The sequence below is a fragment of the Acinetobacter marinus genome, from assembly GCF_900096915.1.
Taxonomy (GTDB): Bacteria; Pseudomonadota; Gammaproteobacteria; order Pseudomonadales; family Moraxellaceae; genus Acinetobacter; species Acinetobacter marinus.
In genome coordinates this window covers 16,993-35,090 of sequence record NZ_FMYK01000006.1, presented here as the reverse complement: position 1 = coordinate 35,090, position 18,098 = coordinate 16,993, and the positions used below count along the sequence as shown (strand labels likewise).

19 protein-coding genes are annotated in these 18,098 nt (G+C 42.2%); 6 read left to right on the top strand and 13 right to left on the bottom strand.

The window, feature by feature from the left end:
- Positions 1 to 9 precede the first annotated feature (9 nt).
- Positions 10 to 915 (top strand): 3'(2'),5'-bisphosphate nucleotidase CysQ family protein, encoded by a 906-nt coding sequence (locus BLQ60_RS10680; RefSeq protein ID WP_244516028.1) that lies wholly within the window; start codon positions 10 to 12, stop codon positions 913 to 915.
- On the opposite strand, the gene BLQ60_RS10675 is transcribed toward BLQ60_RS10680, so the two are convergent.
- Positions 916 to 1,575, bottom strand: a complete 660-nt coding sequence (locus tag BLQ60_RS10675; protein ID WP_143005215.1) for a hypothetical protein — start codon at positions 1,573 to 1,575, stop codon at positions 916 to 918. It abuts the gene before it with no gap.
- 454 nt (positions 1,576 to 2,029) lie between these two features.
- On the opposite strand from BLQ60_RS10675, the gene BLQ60_RS10670 reads away from it, so the two are divergent.
- Entirely contained in the window at positions 2,030 to 4,261 is a 2,232-nt protein-coding gene (locus BLQ60_RS10670) for an NADP-dependent isocitrate dehydrogenase (RefSeq protein ID WP_092620125.1), read from the top strand.
- Positions 4,262 to 4,369: 108 nt separating this feature from the next.
- Here the strand turns inward: BLQ60_RS10670 and BLQ60_RS10665 are convergent, their stop codons facing one another.
- Positions 4,370 to 4,948, bottom strand: coding sequence for a hypothetical protein (locus BLQ60_RS10665; protein ID WP_092620122.1), 579 nt, complete (start codon positions 4,946 to 4,948; stop codon positions 4,370 to 4,372).
- Positions 4,949 to 5,164: 216 nt separating this feature from the next.
- On the opposite strand from BLQ60_RS10665, the gene BLQ60_RS10660 reads away from it, so the two are divergent.
- The gene (locus BLQ60_RS10660; protein ID WP_092620119.1) at positions 5,165 to 5,902 is read left to right on the top strand and encodes a phosphoglycerate mutase family protein; all 738 of its coding nucleotides are present in this window, start codon (positions 5,165 to 5,167) and stop codon (positions 5,900 to 5,902) included.
- Between the two features lie 119 nt (positions 5,903 to 6,021).
- Here the strand turns inward: BLQ60_RS10660 and rpsT are convergent, their stop codons facing one another.
- The 4 genes from rpsT to BLQ60_RS10640 form a co-directional block, all read right to left on the bottom strand.
- The gene (rpsT, locus tag BLQ60_RS10655; protein ID WP_092620116.1) at positions 6,022 to 6,291 is read right to left on the bottom strand and encodes a 30S ribosomal protein S20; all 270 of its coding nucleotides are present in this window, start codon (positions 6,289 to 6,291) and stop codon (positions 6,022 to 6,024) included.
- A 142-nt stretch (positions 6,292 to 6,433) separates the two neighbouring features.
- Positions 6,434 to 7,165 (bottom strand): hydroxyacylglutathione hydrolase, encoded by a 732-nt coding sequence (gene gloB, locus BLQ60_RS10650; protein ID WP_092620113.1) that lies wholly within the window; start codon positions 7,163 to 7,165, stop codon positions 6,434 to 6,436.
- A gap of 54 nt (positions 7,166 to 7,219) precedes the next feature.
- Entirely contained in the window at positions 7,220 to 7,912 is a 693-nt protein-coding gene (locus BLQ60_RS10645; protein ID WP_092620110.1) for a putative quorum-sensing-regulated virulence factor, read from the bottom strand.
- A gap of 42 nt (positions 7,913 to 7,954) precedes the next feature.
- On the bottom strand, positions 7,955 to 8,572 hold the full coding sequence (locus tag BLQ60_RS10640; protein WP_378235234.1) for a rhomboid family intramembrane serine protease: 618 nt from the start codon (positions 8,570 to 8,572) through the stop codon (positions 7,955 to 7,957).
- Between the two features lie 300 nt (positions 8,573 to 8,872).
- Here BLQ60_RS10640 and BLQ60_RS10635 point away from each other — a divergent pair, with 300 nt between their 5' ends.
- On the top strand, positions 8,873 to 9,643 hold the full coding sequence (locus BLQ60_RS10635; RefSeq protein ID WP_092620389.1) for a sulfite exporter TauE/SafE family protein: 771 nt from the start codon (positions 8,873 to 8,875) through the stop codon (positions 9,641 to 9,643).
- Between the two features lie 110 nt (positions 9,644 to 9,753).
- Positions 9,754 to 10,125: a CDI toxin immunity protein gene (locus tag BLQ60_RS10630; RefSeq protein ID WP_092620107.1), complete on the top strand. Its 372-nt coding sequence runs from the start codon at positions 9,754 to 9,756 to the stop codon at positions 10,123 to 10,125.
- A gap of 72 nt (positions 10,126 to 10,197) precedes the next feature.
- Here the strand turns inward: BLQ60_RS10630 and BLQ60_RS10625 are convergent, their stop codons facing one another.
- From BLQ60_RS10625 to hflX, 7 genes are all read right to left on the bottom strand, one after another.
- Positions 10,198 to 11,928: a proline--tRNA ligase gene (locus BLQ60_RS10625; RefSeq protein ID WP_092620104.1), complete on the bottom strand. Its 1,731-nt coding sequence runs from the start codon at positions 11,926 to 11,928 to the stop codon at positions 10,198 to 10,200.
- A 251-nt stretch (positions 11,929 to 12,179) separates the two neighbouring features.
- Positions 12,180 to 12,767, bottom strand: a complete 588-nt coding sequence (locus BLQ60_RS10620) for a hypothetical protein (RefSeq protein ID WP_092620101.1) — start codon at positions 12,765 to 12,767, stop codon at positions 12,180 to 12,182.
- 237 nt (positions 12,768 to 13,004) lie between these two features.
- A complete protein-coding gene (locus BLQ60_RS10615; RefSeq protein WP_171259101.1) occupies positions 13,005 to 13,457 on the bottom strand; it encodes a DUF2147 domain-containing protein in 453 nt (150 codons plus the stop codon).
- A 143-nt stretch (positions 13,458 to 13,600) separates the two neighbouring features.
- On the bottom strand, positions 13,601 to 14,059 hold the full coding sequence (locus BLQ60_RS10610) for a DUF2147 domain-containing protein (RefSeq protein ID WP_092620095.1): 459 nt from the start codon (positions 14,057 to 14,059) through the stop codon (positions 13,601 to 13,603).
- A gap of 289 nt (positions 14,060 to 14,348) precedes the next feature.
- Entirely contained in the window at positions 14,349 to 15,023 is a 675-nt protein-coding gene (locus tag BLQ60_RS10605; protein ID WP_092620092.1) for an LrgB family protein, read from the bottom strand.
- Between the two features lie 36 nt (positions 15,024 to 15,059).
- Positions 15,060 to 15,425: a hypothetical protein gene (locus BLQ60_RS10600; RefSeq protein ID WP_092620089.1), complete on the bottom strand. Its 366-nt coding sequence runs from the start codon at positions 15,423 to 15,425 to the stop codon at positions 15,060 to 15,062.
- Between the two features lie 80 nt (positions 15,426 to 15,505).
- Positions 15,506 to 16,837, bottom strand: coding sequence for a ribosome rescue GTPase HflX (gene hflX / locus BLQ60_RS10595; protein WP_092620086.1), 1,332 nt, complete (start codon positions 16,835 to 16,837; stop codon positions 15,506 to 15,508).
- A 217-nt stretch (positions 16,838 to 17,054) separates the two neighbouring features.
- Between hflX and BLQ60_RS10590 the strand changes: the two genes are divergently transcribed.
- Entirely contained in the window at positions 17,055 to 18,062 is a 1,008-nt protein-coding gene (locus BLQ60_RS10590; RefSeq protein ID WP_092620083.1) for a lysophospholipid acyltransferase family protein, read from the top strand.
- The last annotated feature ends 36 nt before the right edge of the window (positions 18,063 to 18,098 follow it).

The following is an 18,098-nucleotide window of genomic DNA, read 5'->3' as shown; positions in this document are numbered from 1 at the left end:
GAGGTGCGTATGTTTGCTAAAGTTGCATTAGAGCAGATGCCACAGAATTTGCAACAGTTGAGCCACATTTTACAGCAGGCAAGTGTCATCATTGTGGCGGAATATCAGCGCTATCAAAGTGGTGGGCAATTCCAAATTGATCGCAAATCTGACAACTCACCTGTGACGCAAGCCGATCTGAAAGCACATCGCTTTATCAGTCAGGCTTTGGCAGAACTCACACCGAAACTGCCACTTTTATCCGAAGAAGGTGAGCATAACGAACGCCATCAATGGCAACGCTTTTGGATGCTCGATCCGCTAGACGGCACCAAAGAATTTATTGATCAAACAGGTGAATTTACCATTAATCTGAGTTTGATTGAGAATGGTGAGTCGGTGATTTCTGCCATCGCTGTACCGCTGATGTCAAAGCTCTATATTGTTGATAATTTTCAAAGCAAACAACAACTTCCGTATCGTTATCAATGGAATGCGCAAGGTCAGGTTGAGTTATTCCAATTTCAACATGATTTAAACAAAAATGGCTTAAAGCAAAATGGTTTCAAAACTGAAAACTCACTCCGCATTGCGATTAGTCGCCGTCCTGAACGCAGTTCTCGCTATCAGGAGTTTTTGGATTTTCTCACATCGCAAAATATCAGTTATCGCAAAGTGAATGCAGGCAGTGCCTATAAGTTTTGCATGATGATCGAAGGGGAGATTGATCTTTATCCACGCTTTCATCCGACCAGTGAATGGGATACTTCGGCAGGGCAAGGGTTGTTGCAAAGTATTGGTGGAGAGGTGTTTGATCTGAGTCATCGACCGTTTCGTTATAATCAGCGGGCAAGTTTGCTAAATGGACAGTTTATTGCTTTACATGATGTGAGGGATTGGGCGTTGATAGAGCAATTTTGTACAAACCTTAGTTAACTAAGTCTTTTGCCCTAACCAAACGATATCATTTTCTAAAACGTAGTAGAATTTTTCAGAGTCGTAAGGGATGGTTGCTTTGTAATTTTGAAGCACATAGTTTTCAAAATAGTTTTTAGTTTCTAGATATGCCTCAAGATCAACATACTTTTCAGGACTTTCTAGGAAATCATTTTCAATAAGGAGGTCATCTAATCTTTTTTCCCAATGAAATGCTTTCGCTAAATTATCAAGATTTTCAAAATCATATTTTTGATCATCAGAGTTTTCAACTTGAGAAAAGGTGTTTTCATAGAATTGAATTTTTTCGCCAATTGCACAAACGATCTGTGATCTTCTTAGGTTCTTTTCAAATAGCCAAATTTTTAAGTAGTATGGTTTTTCTAATTGATCTAACTGTTGTTTCCAACAATCATAGATTTCAAATAATCCTTGAATGAATTTTTCTTTAAACACTCCCTCAGGCTCAGGAATTTGACTATTTATTGACATTGCAAGTCTGTCCCACGGACTTACCCAAAATTTTACATATTCGCATTGATAGATATCAAGCACTTGAAGGTTTAAGTATTTATTGTGATTAATCCATTGATCAATATTTCTTAATCTTCGGTTTGTGCCTCTTACTTTCTTATACTTTGTTTTCGTTGCTTTTGACATTTTCATTTAGTTCACAGATGACAAATTGAAATATACTTTACCATTTGTTTGTTAAAGTTTTTAGATAATCTACACTCATCAATAGCACACAACCTATGCCGAGATGGTGATTAAAAGAACATGTTTACGCATATCAATATCTGCTTTGACATTATTTATTTAATAAATGATGTTTAGGTAAATCATAATTCTTAAAAATCTTTACATGCTAGGCAGATAGCGAGCTTCATCGCAAAATACTAATGCGTTGGTCTAATAGCCAACATCACCCAAATTTATATACACTATTCACCGAAAATGGACAGTTTGAACAGATATTGCATTGACTGAAATGCATTACCCAACGCATACTCTGCGTGCTTTATTAAAGTGAAAGATATACCATTGCAAAGGAGAGCTGGGTCACAAGCTCGGCTCTAAGACATTACAGACACAGTAAAAAAAGGGGCTATACATGGCGAGTGGAAAGTCAACAATCATTTATACATTAACTGATGAGGCACCGCTACTGGCGACATACTCGTTGTTGCCAATCATTGAAACCTTTACCAAACCTGCTGGTGTAGATATTGTAAAAAGTGATATTTCTGTATCCGCACGTGTATTGGCAGAATTCGCTGACGTTTTAACAGACGAACAAAAAGTTTCAGATAATCTTGCAGAACTTGGTCGTTTGACCCAAGATCCAGACACCAATATTATCAAATTGCCAAATATCAGTGCCTCAGTTGCACAGTTGACTGCATGCATCAAAGAATTGCAATCGAAAGGTTTTGCGATTCCAAATTATCCTGAGAACCCATCTACTGAAGAAGAAAAGGCAATTAAAGCACGCTATAGCAAGTGCTTAGGTTCAGCCGTCAACCCAGTATTGCGTGAAGGTAACTCAGACCGTCGCGCGCCGACAGCAGTGAAGAACTATGCGAAAAAGCACCCGCACTCAATGAGTGAGTGGAAACAGTGGTCACAAACCCACGTTTCACATATGGATCAAGGTGACTTTTATCATGGTGAAAAGTCCATCACTTTAGATCATGCGCGCAAGGTGAAGATGGAACTCATCACCAGCACAGGTGAAAATATCGTATTAAAACCTGAAGTTGCACTACAAGATGGCGAAATCATCGACTCAATGTTTATGAGCAAAAAAGCATTGTGCGATTTCTATGAAAAAGAACTCGATGACTGTAAAGAAGCAGGCATTTTGTTCTCGCTACACGTCAAAGCAACTATGATGAAAGTGTCACACCCGATTGTATTCGGTCACTGTGTCAAAATTTATTATAAAGAAGCCTTTGAAAAACACGGTAAATTGTTCGATGAGCTTGGCATTAATGTCAACAACGGTATGGCTGGGCTTTATGAGAAAATCGAAACGCTACCAACTTCTTTACGTGAAGAAATTATTGAAGATTTGCATGCGTGCCAAGAACACCGCCCTGCGCTTGCGATGGTGGATTCTGCAAAAGGCATTACCAACTTCCATTCTCCAAACGATGTGATTGTTGATGCATCTATGCCAGCGATGATCCGTAGCGGCGGTAAAATGTGGGGTGCAGATGGTAAACAACACGACTGTAAAGCAGTAATGCCTGAGTCTACATTTGCCCGTATTTATCAAGAGATGATCAATTTCTGTAAATGGAATGGTAACTTCGATCCACGCACCATGGGTACAGTACCGAACGTGGGCTTGATGGCGCAAAAAGCGGAAGAATATGGCTCGCACGACAAGACCTTTGAGATTCCACAAGCGGGTGTAGCCAATATTACTGACCTTGAAACAGGCGAAGTCTTGTTATCACAAAATGTTGAGCAAGGTGATGTATGGCGTATGTGTCAGGTCAAAGATGCACCGATTCGTGACTGGGTGAAACTCGCTGTCACACGTGCACGTAACTCAGGTATGCCTGCAATCTTCTGGCTTGACCCATACCGTCCACACGAAAATGAATTGATCAAAAAAGTACAAAAGTATTTGAAAGATCATGACACATCAGGTCTTGATATCCAGATCATGTCGCAAGTGCGTGCGATGCGTTATACGCTAGAGCGTGTGGCTCGTGGTGCAGATACGATTTCTGTGACAGGTAACATCTTGCGTGATTACCTCACCGATTTGTTCCCGATCATGGAGCTTGGTACATCTGCGAAAATGCTGTCGATCGTGCCGTTAATGGCGGGTGGTGGTATGTATGAAACAGGTGCGGGTGGTTCTGCGCCGAAACACGTCCAACAGCTGGTTGAAGAAAACCATTTACGCTGGGATTCTTTGGGTGAGTTCTTAGCACTTGCGGTATCACTGGAAGAGCTTGGAATCAAAGAAGACAATGCGAAGGCGAAACTGCTTGCAAAAACCTTAGATCAAGCCACAGGGCAACTGTTGGATAATGATAAGTCACCATCACGTCGTACAGGTGAGCTGGATAACCGTGGCAGTCATTTCTACTTAGCGAAGTTCTGGGCGGAAGCATTAGCTGCGCAAGATGAAGATGCGGAGCTCAAAGCCAAATTTGCGCCACTTGCAAAAACTTTGGCTGAGAATGAAGAAAAAATCATTGCTGAGCTATCTGCTGTACAAGGTTCATCGGCGGATATTGGTGGCTATTATGCGATTGATCCGAAAAAGGTCAATGCGGTCATGCGTCCAAGTGAGACATTGAATCAAGCACTCGAAACGATTTAAATCAGTTTGAAATTGATATCATTTTAAAAATATTCAGGAAAAGCCAGCGTTCTCGCTGGCTTTTTTATGTTCAGATTTTATGTGCTGTTTTTGTGTCTAAGTTATCATTTATGGGGTTAGAAACTGTTGATACATTTTCTTGGCATGTGCAATGACAGCTTGTGCCTGTTCGGTATTTTTTTCAATATTTAGATCAACAGTCTGTCCTGTATTATCCAGCCAGAGTATCGGTTGTTCATGTTTGAAATAATAGCGGTTTTCAATTACCGTGGATTTTGTAGGATCGAATAGTTCTGTATCACCGACTTCATCTGCAAGTGATTGATTCCAATAAATTGGACGGTTGTAGTGGATCTGTTGGTCTAAAGCAAAGACCAATTGTTCATGATCAAAATAATAGTACACGATACGCTTGCCACTTTCGCCAAACCAGATCACTTCAATGCGTTGTAGTACATTGCTATGGTCATAATGTGCAGTTGCCTTTCCACCTTCGGTGGATTCACCCCAAATATCTTGGCTCGCAGTGCGGTAATCTTTCAAATGAGTTTGGATATGTTGATATTTGGCACGGATGTTATCAACTTCAGGTGTATGGTTTTGCGCTAGGGCATTTGCCAAAGCAGATGAAGAGTAGAGCAGCAAAGTGTAAAACAGTAAAGTGGCAGTAAGCAGGTGGTTTTTCATTGTTATTGATATGTGTAAAGGGTTTAATTTATTGTATGGCGCAGCATGCTTGGCTGTCAAAATGAATCGAAAATTCATTTGGCTGACCATGTGTTCAGACGCCTGATGAGGCGAAAGCATGTGAACACATGCCTTATTGCGATTAATCATGCTATAGTCAGCAATCCAAATCAAATTTGAGTTTGTGTGAACGCTCTAAATGCCTTACCGAAAAGCATGTTTAGTGCAGTCGAGTTATTGCCTGATCATGACACGCCTATCGTACTGTTTACACGGCATTCGATCCGTGAGGTGGTGTGTGGAAAGGGTTTGGCAGGATATGATCTACAGCTTACCGATGAAGGGCGTGAGCTGGCTGTGGCGTGGGGAGAATATCTTAGCCAGCAAACACAGCGCCAGATTGTGAACTGTATTAGTAGCCCGATCCAGCGCTGTATCGATACAGCAAGTTTGATGATTGCAGGGGCAGATCGGCATTTTACTGAAAATACCCATCAGATCGAGATTTTAGAGCAAGCGCTTTTGGTCGAACCTGGGAGCTTTGTGGTGGATATTGATTTGGCTGTACCGCATTTTCGCAAGCAAGGTGCGGTGAGCTTTATTGATAGTTTTGTCAAAAATACGCTACCAGGCATGAAGCATCCGATTCGTGGTGTACTCGATGTTTTGGAGTTATTATTTAATTCGCATCTGATTCAATGTGAGCCGAATCCGACATCTAAGCACTGTGCGCTGAGCCTTGCGGTGAGTCACGATACCATTTTGGCGGCGTTCATTGCGGTGATTTCAGGGCATTTCCAAGTACAGAAAAAAGATTGGCCTGAGATGATGGAAGGAGTATTTGTCTGGTTTGATAATACCTCGAGCTTTGAAGCCTCACAGCTGAATTGGGTATGGCGAGGACAACGTCATCAAGTGGAGATTCGAGATTTAAATACAGCTGTTCATGACTAAAATCATCTAAAGTCATTGAAAATAGTAAAATTTAGACCTTAAAAAAGCCCAGTTAAAAAAACTGGGCTTTTTGTTGTGTTATATGGATGGATTATCGATACAACACAATATCTATGCGATTAGTTAGTAGCTAATGCTTTCACTTGCGCATTCAAACGGCTCTTATGACGAGCTGCTTTGTTTTTATGGATGATGCCTTTATCAGCCATACGGTCGATCACTGGAACAGCCGCTTTGTACGCTTCGTTAGCAGCAGCGTGTTCACCAGCAGCAATCGCAGCGATTACACGTTTGATATAAGTACGAACCATAGAACGCAGGCTTGCGTTATGTTTACGTGCTTTCAAATTTTGACGAGCACGTTTTTTAGCTTGAGCAGAGTTTGCCACTCGTGCACTCCTTGATATAAGTTAGTCTGGGGCGGGCCCGATGCGTGTGTATTGGATTCTTTAAAATCACAATACTGCAATACCAGCCCGTAAACAAGTGGCATATTTTGAAGAAAGCTCGAGACGAAGTCAAGCCTATTGCTTAAAATTGGTCTTTTAATTGGCGTATTTTTTTGAATTCATCGACACTTTGACAACGTAGAAATGGATTGGTTTCTAGCTCCAGTTCAATACTTGATGGCAAGGTGATTTTTCCTGTCGCACGTAATGCTTGGACTTCGGCATAGCGTTGTTGTAAGGCGATATTTTCAGGTTCGATGGTCATGGCAAATTTGCCATTACTTTCGGTATATTCATGCGTGCAATAGACTTTGGTGCGTGGTGGCAGGGCAGCCAGTCGATTTAATGAATGATACATCTGCGTATAGGTGCCTTCAAAAACACGCCCACAACCCATAGAAAATAGCGTATCACTACAAAACAGTGCATCTAATGCATCAATAAAATAGGTGATGATACCTAGTGTGTGTCCAGGTGAAGAAAACACATCAACGACCAAGTCGGCAAAATGAATTTGTTCACCATCTTCGAGCCAATAGCCGGCTTGTCCAATCGTTTCTTTTTCTGCCAATGGTGCATACACCACCGCATTGGTCTGCGCTTTCAGCTCGGGCACACCTGCGATGTGATCGTTGTGTTTATGCGTGATCCAAATCTGCGTCAGTTCGAGATTATATTTTTCACAATAATCTAGCACCAAATCCGCTTGAGTTGGATCAATAGCCACCGCTTGATGATGGTGGGTGTCGATGAGCATCCAAATGTAGTTTTGCAGGGCATTGCCGACTTCTATGGCTTCGATTCGAAATTGCATCTTTGTGCTCCTTGGCAATACTAAACACTGTTATTTTAACATTTTGGCTGTGGATCAAAACACTTGTTCTAAGGCTTGGCGTAGATAAGGGTCAATGTCTTGCTGACGCAGTAACCATTGCACGTAGTCAATCGGGACTTCTTTGAGTGGCGTGCCTTTATATTTGCCAAAGGGCATAAACTGTGGCAAACGTGCTATTTGTGATTGTTGATAAAGTTGTTCCATGTCGGTGATTTTTAGCTCCGCCACAATGCGTTTGAGTAATGCAGCGGTGAGTAATACATCAGTTTTGGCATTGTGCGCATTGCGCAATTGTTGACGGGTTGCCTCTAAATCATCAGAAATAAAATAACTGAGCGTGCTTAAAGAACGGCTCTCAAGCTCAGGCCAAAGTGAGCGTGCCAAGGCGAGGGTACAGATCGGTTTAATCTGTTTCACCGACTGCCCGCAACGTGCCACTGCCGCCACGTCATAATCAATATTGTGCCCGATCATATAGATGGTCTCTTCAGGCAAGCGGAATTCACGATAATTCGGTTTGCCGATCAGATCATTGGGCAGAATATGATGCACTGCCATGGATGCCAAATGAATCGACATGCCTTGATCAAGGCTAAAGTATTCATCATAGATCTGATCTTCAAAGATCTGAACGCCTGACCCATCAAGCTGTACGGGCACATAGGCGACTTCAATCGGTAAGCCGTTGAGGGTATGTGTTTCAGTATCTAAGACGAGACTTTGCATGAATTATTCCTTAACCAATCAGTGTGTATTTAAGTTATAGATTTAGAAAAAACTTGGATTGAGTAGACGCTGTACAAACACACCGAGAATACGAGGTTCTAAAATCAGCGTACAGATAATGCCGTAGGCTGCACCCCAAAGATGCGCACTGTGATTGATGCCGTTATTGCCACGTTTTTCCGCCCAAAAGCTATACGCTACGTAGATAATGGCAAAAATAATCGCAGGCACAGGAATGAAAAAGACGAAAATCAAACTCCACGGCTGGAATAAAATAAAGGCAAATAGAATCGCCGATACCGCACCAGATGCGCCAAGACTAAAATAATTCACATCGTTTTTATGTTTGAAATAACTTGGCAAAATCGACACGATCAAACCGCCGAGATAGAACAGCGCAAAGCCCATATCGAAGGCATATTGACGGTAAAATTGCTCCAACACACGTCCAAAGAAAAACAGCGTGATCATGTTAAAGAGTAGGTGAAAACCATCAGCATGCACAAAACCATACGTAATCAAACGGTCAAATTGTCCTTTGCCGACCGCTGGCCCCCAAAAGATCAGACGATTCATGATGCGAGGCTGATTAAACGCCAGCAGGGAAATGATCACCGTGATGATGATAATGGCGAGAGTGTGATTGATCGCTAAGTCCATAATTGAAAGTGTGAAATTGAATAATATGCTCAATATAACAGATCACTGCATTGATTATTAGTAGGGTAGAATCGGATTTGTGTAGTCCAACAGAGTGGTCATGTTTTGAGAATATGCTAAAGCGTGAATGATTGCGACATGATGCCTCCGACTTAAGTCGAACAGGTCGCTGATGGAATCTGCTTGACCAAATCTGATCTGTCCACAATACTCGCAACCAGCGCATTGAGTTCACTTTTGCTTATATTTGAATTGGTGCACGATGCCAATTTTGTTGTCCATTATGAAGTGACCCTGCCCATGGAAATAGAACTGATACTCAGCCTGATCTTTTTTGCTTTTTGTGCAGGAGCGATTGATGCGGCAGTGGGTGGCGGTGGTTTGATTCAAATTCCTGCGTTAATGGGCGCATTACCACAAGTTGCGCCTGCGACCATCTTTGGCACCAATAAATTGGCTTCAATTTGCGGTACAGCTTCAGCCGCATTTTCATTTTTGCGCCGTGTGCGATTGCAATGGAAACTTTTGGCTGTGGTGGCAGTCTGCGCTTTGATCAGCTCTTTTGTCGGTGCAGCGTGTGTGTCGATGATTCCGACAGCGGTACTCAAGCCTTTTGTGCTGCTGATGTTGGTGATTATTGCGATTTATACCTTTGTCAAAAAGCAGTTTGGACAATTTCATGTTGAGCAAGAACTGACGACCAAAATACTGGTCTTGGCAGCGGTCGGCAGTCTGTTGATTGGTTTTTATGATGGTATCTTTGGACCGGGTACGGGCAGTTTTTTTATTTTTTACTTTATCCGCTATTTAAAAGTGGATTTTATTCATGCCTCGGCTTTATCCAAGATTGCCAACTTTATGACCAATTTTGCGGCGCTGAGTTTTTTTATTCCGACAGGGCATGTGTTACTCAGTTTGGGGCTGATGATGGCGGCGGCAAATATTATCGGTTCGATAGTTGGTGTGCGTGTGGCATTAAAATACGGTAGCGGTTTTATTCGAATTTTATTTTTAATCTTGGTGTCGGTATTGATCATGCGCTTGAGTTATCAAATCTTGGTTGCGGGTTAATTTGTCATTTTGTTGGAATAATTGCTACCAGTCCAAATGATCATAAACTTGTTTTAAAACAATATGATAATCTTAGTTAAAAATCGCTATTTACTTATGTGGTCACTAAAATGAATTTATATCTAGAATGTAAAAAAGCATTACAAGATCATTTCTCAGAAATTGAGGATTGGGCGACCATTTCTCATCTTTTGAGTCAATTTCCAATCAATGGGAATTATATTGATTGGAGTGAAATGAACTTTCAAGATTATCATGCTTCGCAATTACAGCATCTTTCTCTCATGGAACATAGTACAGAAATCTATGTGGTTGTGGATGATCAAGAAATTCCTGTTTTTAAAACAAATTTTAAGCTTCTTTGTGAACATATAGATGATGTTTTGGCACTATCGCCGAAATTAATGATGCTAAACAATACGTTGATTATGGAGCCATTATTTCCGACATACAATATCAGAGTGGGGCATATCAAGAAGTGATTTTTTATTGTTTCTAAGATGATAAAAAACCGATCAATGATGATCGGCTTTCATAAAATTTCGAATTGATTTTTAGCTTTTAAGCAATGCAAGCAACGCTTCTTTGCTTAAATCTTGCGACTCACTATCACGGCGACCTTTATATTCAAAAGTGCCTGCATCTAAGCCTTTTTCACCAATCACGATTCGATGCGGAATCCCAGTCAATTCAAGATCAGAGAATTTCACGCCTGGACGCTCATTACGGTCATCCAGTAAAACATCGAAGCCGAGCGCTTGTAGTTCTTGATAGAGGGATTCAGCGGCTTCCACCGTGCGTGGTGATTTGTGCGCATTCATCGGCACAATGGCAATATCAAACGGCGCAAGTGCTTTTGGCCAAATGATGCCTTTTTCATCGTGATTCTGCTCAATCGCCGCTGCCACCACACGTGTCACACCAATACCATAACAACCCATCGTAACGGTTTGCGGTTTACCATCTTCACCGAGCACTTTACAGCCCAATGCTTCTGAGTATTTTTGACCGAGCTGGAAAATGTGTCCGACTTCGATACCACGACGGATTTGTAGCACGCCTTTACCATCTGGAGAAGGGTCGCCATCGACCACATTCCGCAAGTCTGCAACTTCACTATAGGTTGCATCACGTTCCCAGTTTGCACCTTGAACGTGTTGATCGGCAATGTTTGCACCTGTGACGAAGTCAGATAAAACAGACGCCGAACGATCGACCAATACGGTAATGCCTTTTTCTACCAAGCCTTGTGGACCAATTGAACCTGCAGGTAAGCCAGCAGACTTTAATTGCTCTTCGGTGGCAAAAGTCAACGGACTAGCAATCAACGGATGATTTTCAGCTTTAATTTCATTCAGCTCATGATCACCACGCAAGAAGATTGCAACAAGTGGTGATTTGTCATTTTCATCAGCTTGTTTATCACTAACTGCGCCCTGTACCAAAACGGCTTTTAAAGTTTGCTTTGCATCAATTTTAAGTAATTCACACAGCGCATCAATGGTTTTGGTATTCGGCGTGTCGATCACTTGTAAATCTTGAGTTGGTGCAGCACGTTCACCGACCAAGATCGCTTCAGCTTTTTCCACATTAGCCGCAAAATCAGATTCGGTAGAGAACACTACATCATCTTCACCACTATTCGCTAAGACATGAAACTCGTGTGAGCCTGAACCACCGATTGAACCTGTATCTGCCTGCACAGGGCGGAAGTCCAAACCTAAGCGATTGAAAATATTGCTATAGGTCTGATACATCAGGTCGTATGTGACTTGTAATGACGCTTGGTCGATATGGAAAGAATAAGCATCTTTCATGATGAATTCACGTGAGCGCATCACCCCAAAACGTGGGCGAATTTCATCACGGAATTTGGTTTGAATCTGATAAAAATTTAGCGGTAATTGTTTATAACTCTTTAGCTCATTGCGTGCCAGATCGGTGATCACCTCTTCGTGCGTTGGTCCAAGCACAAACGGATTCTTATGACGATCTTGGATACGCAGTAATTCTGGACCATATTGCACATAGCGACCAGATTCTTGCCATAGGCTGGCAGGCTGAGTCACAGGCATAAAGACTTCGAGTGCACCTGATGCATTCATTTCTTCACGCACGATGGCTTCGACTTTGTTGAGCACACGGACACCCATCGGCAACCATGTGTACAATCCTGATGCCAGTTTACGAATCATCCCCGCACGGAGCATCAACTGATGTGAAATCACCTCAGCGTCGTTTGGCGTTTCTCTGAGTGTGGCAAATAAAAAGCGACTGGCGCGCATGTACAATGTCCTAATCAAAATCGTAGTAAAAGGGCAGAACATGCCCTTCAAGGTGCTTATGCTTTAGCAATCGCACAGTGTATTACAAGTAAAATAGGCGATTCAATAAAAATGATCATTCGATGTTGATAATTGTTCTGCAAACATCGCCATTTTCAATTCACTAAAGTGGTTACCGACATGACTTTGATTTAGGTAAACACATTTTTATTAATGACAGACAATTCGGGTGATAGCGAAATGTGAGGTAATCACATGGTTTGTAAGCGACTAATCACATAATCATAATACTGGGTTTGATCGGCAATGGTATTTTTAATATTCTCAATGGACGAGCGTACCGTCTTGATTTGTGCCTGATTATTTTGGATATTGCTCTGTAGACTTGTTGGTACGGGATCTCTTTGCATTAACAATTGAGATTTTGTAGAAAGGTATTTGCTGCGATCCAATTGCAATCGTTTCATCAGTTCATATTGCTGGCGAAGTTGTCTATTCAGAACCTTTAATACTTCGGTTTTTTTGCGTGTTGCGTAGTCGACATTGCGAAAAGAGCGCTTAATTTGCTGATCTTTACGATCACGTTCAAATTGTGCCGCTCGATTTTTTTCGTTGCGTAAATCCTGTTCGACATTATAAGGCGGTACTTTTTTAATCAAATACATATTACGATCAAGGACGTCGTAACCACGGCGCACATGCGTAGGTGTCACGCTACGACTGACTGAAGCCACACCATTATTATTATAATAACGATAGAACGCTGCTTTAGGTTGTGAGTTATTCGCCAATGCGTCTTGGCTAGACAGGCTAAAAATACAGGCAAAAACGAAGTACATAAAAGCGAAGCACACCAAAGCCAAACGACTTGTGCGTTTAAAATAAGATATGTGCTTTATGTTTTTGGTATTCATAGCCACATCGTTTTGAATAATCAACCCCAACTAATGCATTGATTGTGAATGGATTGTACTCAACAAGTCAATATAAGCATCAAAAAAAAGCCAAAAAATCAAAAACATTTCTGAAATTTTGGCTGGCAAGATAAGATATTCATTGAAAATTACTACGCAGGTTTATTGATCACGAATCCAAGTTTGACTACGACCAAAAACCTCAACACCAACATAGCCACGCATGCGCAAACGATTGCCATTATTAGTGACTTTGATTTTGCTCTTGTAGGTTTTACCTGATAGCGGATCGAGAATCGTGCCACCTTCATATTCGGTTTTATCTTTGCTTGGCTTCATGTTGTCCAGCACGGTAAGCCCGAGAATCGGCTTATTGGTATAAGGTGCAGGGCATTTTTGACAATGGGTTTTAGGCGTATAACCCGGTCGAGGCAAGATTTTGATGACTTTTCCTGAGAATGTACCATCACTGTCTTTTTTGACTTCGACCAAGGCTTTGCTAAAACCAGTTTTGTCATCAATGGTACGCCATACACCAGAGATATCGTCTGCGGCATATAGTTGGGTTGCACCGAGAAACAACGTACTTGAACATATCAGTTGAAATAATTTCATCATTCATCCTTTTGATTGAATATCTCATTCGACAAATATTGTCTCGAGAGATGTTGATATTGTGCTTGAATATGTTTTGCTAAATGATGATCTTGTGTCAACATCCTCTTTTCACAAGATCATATTGCTGAGTTGCCAAGCGGTTAGTCTTGACGAATCCAAGTTTGGCTACGACCAACCACTTCCACGCCAACATAACCACGCATACTCAGGCGTGATCCGCTACTGTTGAGTTTCATTTTGGTTTTGTAGGTTTTTCCTGTCAGTGGATCGAGGATACGACCGCCAGAAAATTCACGATCATTTTTACTCGATTGTTTCATGCCTGTGAGCACGGTCATGCCCAAAATCGGTTTGTTTTTTAAGCTACCTGAACATTTGTCACACGTGGCTTTCGGGGTATAGCCTGGGCGAGGGATTACTTCGACAATTTTACCTGAGTACGTTCCATCACTGGCTTTGGTGATTTCAACGATCCCTTTACTAAAACCCGTTTTATCATCAATAGAACGCCAAGTGCCCGCAATATCGTTCGTTGCAAAACCTTGTGCTGAAGCCATGAGCATTGAACTTGATAATAAAAACAGTTTGAAGCCTTTCATTCGGTAAATCCTATACAGTTGTTAACCTTCCATTTTCATCTTAACTGTTTAAATTTTGTGAGTAAATATGGAGAAAATCGTATCTAGAGAATATTTTTGAAATCGTCAGTGTGAAATTGGTCGCAAATTTTAAGGTATCTTATTTATTATGATTTAACATGCTGATTTTAAAATATAAAAATGGCTATTTAAGTGCGCAACAAAAGTCACGACTCGGCATGACTTAAGCGTTCAAATTTTCTCCATGTTTCAATAATTTTGTAAACACCGCCAATTTGCTTGCAAACAGTTAAGTCGCTTGTAGAAGATAATACAAGCTCGGTAACCACACTGAAGTGAGTACCGCATTGATCGCCATACCAAAAGCAGCATAACGACCAGCAACACTACCACGTTGCCACGCTTGTACTGTGCCGATCGCATGTGCAGCAAGCCCAAGGGCAAGTCCTGAAGCACGCTCGTCATTGATATGACGCAGTAATACTGATGAAAAGGCGGCGCCAATCACACCTGATAAAATCACGATTAATGTCACCATTGCCAGTGGCGCATGTAGTAGAGTAGCAATGTTTAATGCCACGGGTGTGGTGATGGCACGGGTGGCAAATGCCAAAATCGTCGGTTCGGCAAGATGCAGTAAATACGCCAAGCCCATAGGTAGGGCAACCGCACTGATACTGGCAAAGACCAAGATGCCTGCTAATGGTTTGAGTGGAAGATCATCAAAACGCATCGCCGCCAGTGGAATCGCAAGCGCAACAGTGACATAGCCAAGCAGATGATTGAAATAAGGTTGTACCTGTGCCATGTAATCTTCATACTGCCAACCAACCAACCAAAGTAGCACGATCACCAAAGTCATTGCCGAGACAATCACAGGCACTTGTGGCACAAGTCGGTTGCAGAGCTTACCCAAAACATAAGCCAGAAAGGTCAGTGCAAAACCTGCGACAACCAAAAGCATATTACCCCCGATAATTTGTCTTGAAACAATGTCTGTTTATAGCCAACGTTTAGAGATTTTGGCATAAAGCCACATTGGTAAAAGCGTACTAACCACGAGTACCAATAAAAACAATGGAATCTGAGCACCCATCGCCACCAGCATCACGATTGCGCCAGCAGAGATTGGTAAAAAGGCAAACGCACTTTCCTTCATTATCAATGCATTGGCATCAATCATTCGGTGCGACAAGGGTTTGAAATTTCGCCAAATGACCAAGACAATCAGCAATAATCCCAAGCCAAATAAATTGCCCAGTTCAGGTTGTCCCATCAACTTGGTGAGTGCCATCGCAATCTCACGTGCGACCACGATCAAGAGAATAGTGATAAATATGGCGATCCAGTCGGTTTTGGCTTTCATGATGTACTCAGTATTTCAACTGCAATAAAAAGTAATGTGCTGTGTCAAACAAAAAAAAAGTGATTGGCGGAAAAAAACAATCAGCTTTCTTGCTCAAACGGCTCAAGCGGACGTTTAAATTGCACTGCTTGTTCCCCCAAAATCTGCGTAAGGTCATAATGATTCTGACCGATAAGCTGTACTAAACGCTCACCAGACATCCGCACGCTAAGGAGTAAATGTCCTTGCTCATCATAGCTTTCAGACTGAATCACATCCAAGTGGTGTAATTGGCTACGCAGTTTACCATGCTTCGCCTCTAAGCAGAGTTCAAAAGTCTGTAACTGACCCAGTAGCGATTCTTGTACCGCCTGCATCAATAAATCTACGCCTTCACCTGTATGCGCAGAGACATAAACACGCTGCGGATGATGCGGCTTGCTATAAATGATCTTCGCTTCATCTTTGGATTGATCAATCTTGTTATAGACTCGCAAAATCGTGACATCTGCGCCAATTTCACCCAGCACATTTTCTACGGCGTCGATTTGTTCCATCATGTCTGGACTACTAGCGTCAATCACATGCAGTAGCAAGCTGGCCTCTAAGGTTTCTTCCAAAGTCGCTCGGAATGAATCGACCAGTGAGTGGGGTAGGTCTTTGACAAATCCGACCGTATCAGCGAGCACCACCGTACCTAAACCCTCCCATTGTACACGGCGCAAAGTTGGGTCAAGCGTTGCAAACAATTGATCAGCAGCATACACATCACTTTCTGCCAGACGATTAAATAAGGTGGATTTGCCTGCATTGGTATAGCCAACTAAAGATACCGTTGGAATTTCAGCTTTTTGTCGTGCGGCACGACCTTGTAGACGAGTTTGGCGAACTTTTTCCAGTTTATCTTTGAGCTGTGTCATGCGAATACGCAATAATCGGCGGTCAGTTTCAAGCTGTGATTCACCTGGACCTCGTAGACCGATACCACCTTTTTGACGCTCCAAATGCGTCCAACCTCGCACCAGTCGAGTAGATAAATGCTCAAGCTGTGCCAATTCAACTTGCAGTTTCCCTTCATGCGTTCGAGCACGTAGGGCGAAAATATCCAAGATCAAACCGGTACGGTCGATGACTCGGCATTTAAAGATTCTCTCTAAGTTACGCTCTTGCGCAGGAGAAAGCGAATGATCAAAAATAGCGAGATCAATTTCTTCTTGCTGAATAAATTCGGCGATTTCTTCGGCTTTGCCTGAACCGATAAATAGCTTCGGATCAGGGCGATTGCGAGATGTGGTCATGTGCTCAATGATTTCCGCACCTGCTGACTCAGCAAGTAAGCGAAACTCCTCGGCATCTAAGTCCTCTAAAATTTGTACTCGGGTGCTGACTAAAATTGCTCGTTCACCGCCTTGATGCCGTTCAAAATATTCCACGCAGTCGCTATCTCTTTATTCGTTAAAGATGTCTATTGTAAGAAAAAAACAGGGTTTTGACTATTTGACTTATTGCTGAAATGCGTTGAATTATCGATGTGCTGAGCGTAAATGTGTGTGATCTTGTGAACCTGTTGGCACATTTTGCCTCTTTGATCATGGGTGAAAATAGATTATGGTTACAGTGAAAATATAATTTTTTAGGAATACGGCGTCCATGTCGCAACAACCGCTTCATCCTGCTGATCAACAGCCTTCGCTACAAGACAAATTAACTCAAGACAAATCCTTACAAGGCAAACCCTCACAAGATAAAAGCCCACTCGAAAATCATATTGTGGATAGCCAAGACTTTGATAGTCAAAATTCGAACACTTACAAACAAGAAAACCAGCTCCAGTTGAATCGAAAACAAGATGTGCAACAGCCAGTGATTGGTCAGACGGAATTGCCTAAGCGAAATGCATTGTTTCGAGGTGGCTTGTATTTGAAAAAATTTGCACATCTGGTCGGTGTGTTAGGTGAGGGGTTTTATCTAATTTTTTCCAAAAAACTGTATAAAAATCCGAATGATCCAAATAATACCCGTTATGTGCAATATTTCTGCCGTCAGCTGGGTTCAGTATTTAATGTCAAAGTACAAGTGCACGGCGAGATCGCACGGCAACCTGCGCTGTGGGTGAGTAATCACATCTCGTGGCTCGATGTGGCGGTATTGGGTTCTGGCGCTCGAGTGTTCTTCCTTGCGAAAGCTGAAGTGGCGAATTGGCCGATTATTGGGAAGTTGGCACGCTGGGGTGGAACTTTATTTATCCGCCGTGGCTCGGGTGATTCGACTTTGATTCGTGAGCAAATTGCCGAATTTTTAAAGCAAGATGTGCCTGTTTTATTTTTTCCAGAAGCGACCACAACCGATGGGACTCGGGTGAAAAAAGTCCATGGCAAATTATTGGCGGCGGCGATTGAAGCGCAGAAACCTGTGCAGATTTGCTTGATTGCTTATGTCAATCAAGCGGGTCAACTGGATAATATTGTGCCGTTTATCGGCAATCAGGGTTTTGTTGAAAATGGTGCACGCATTTTACAGATGCCTGTGGTGACAGCGCATTTGGTGGCGTTACCGAGCATAGACACTCGAGAGCATACGGTAGATAGCCTGACAGCATTGGTGCAAAAGGAGATGAAAGAGGGCTTAGCCAAACTTCATCAGGAGATTCTGCATTAACACTTTACACGCATGCGCTTGTCTAAAGTTTTTCCT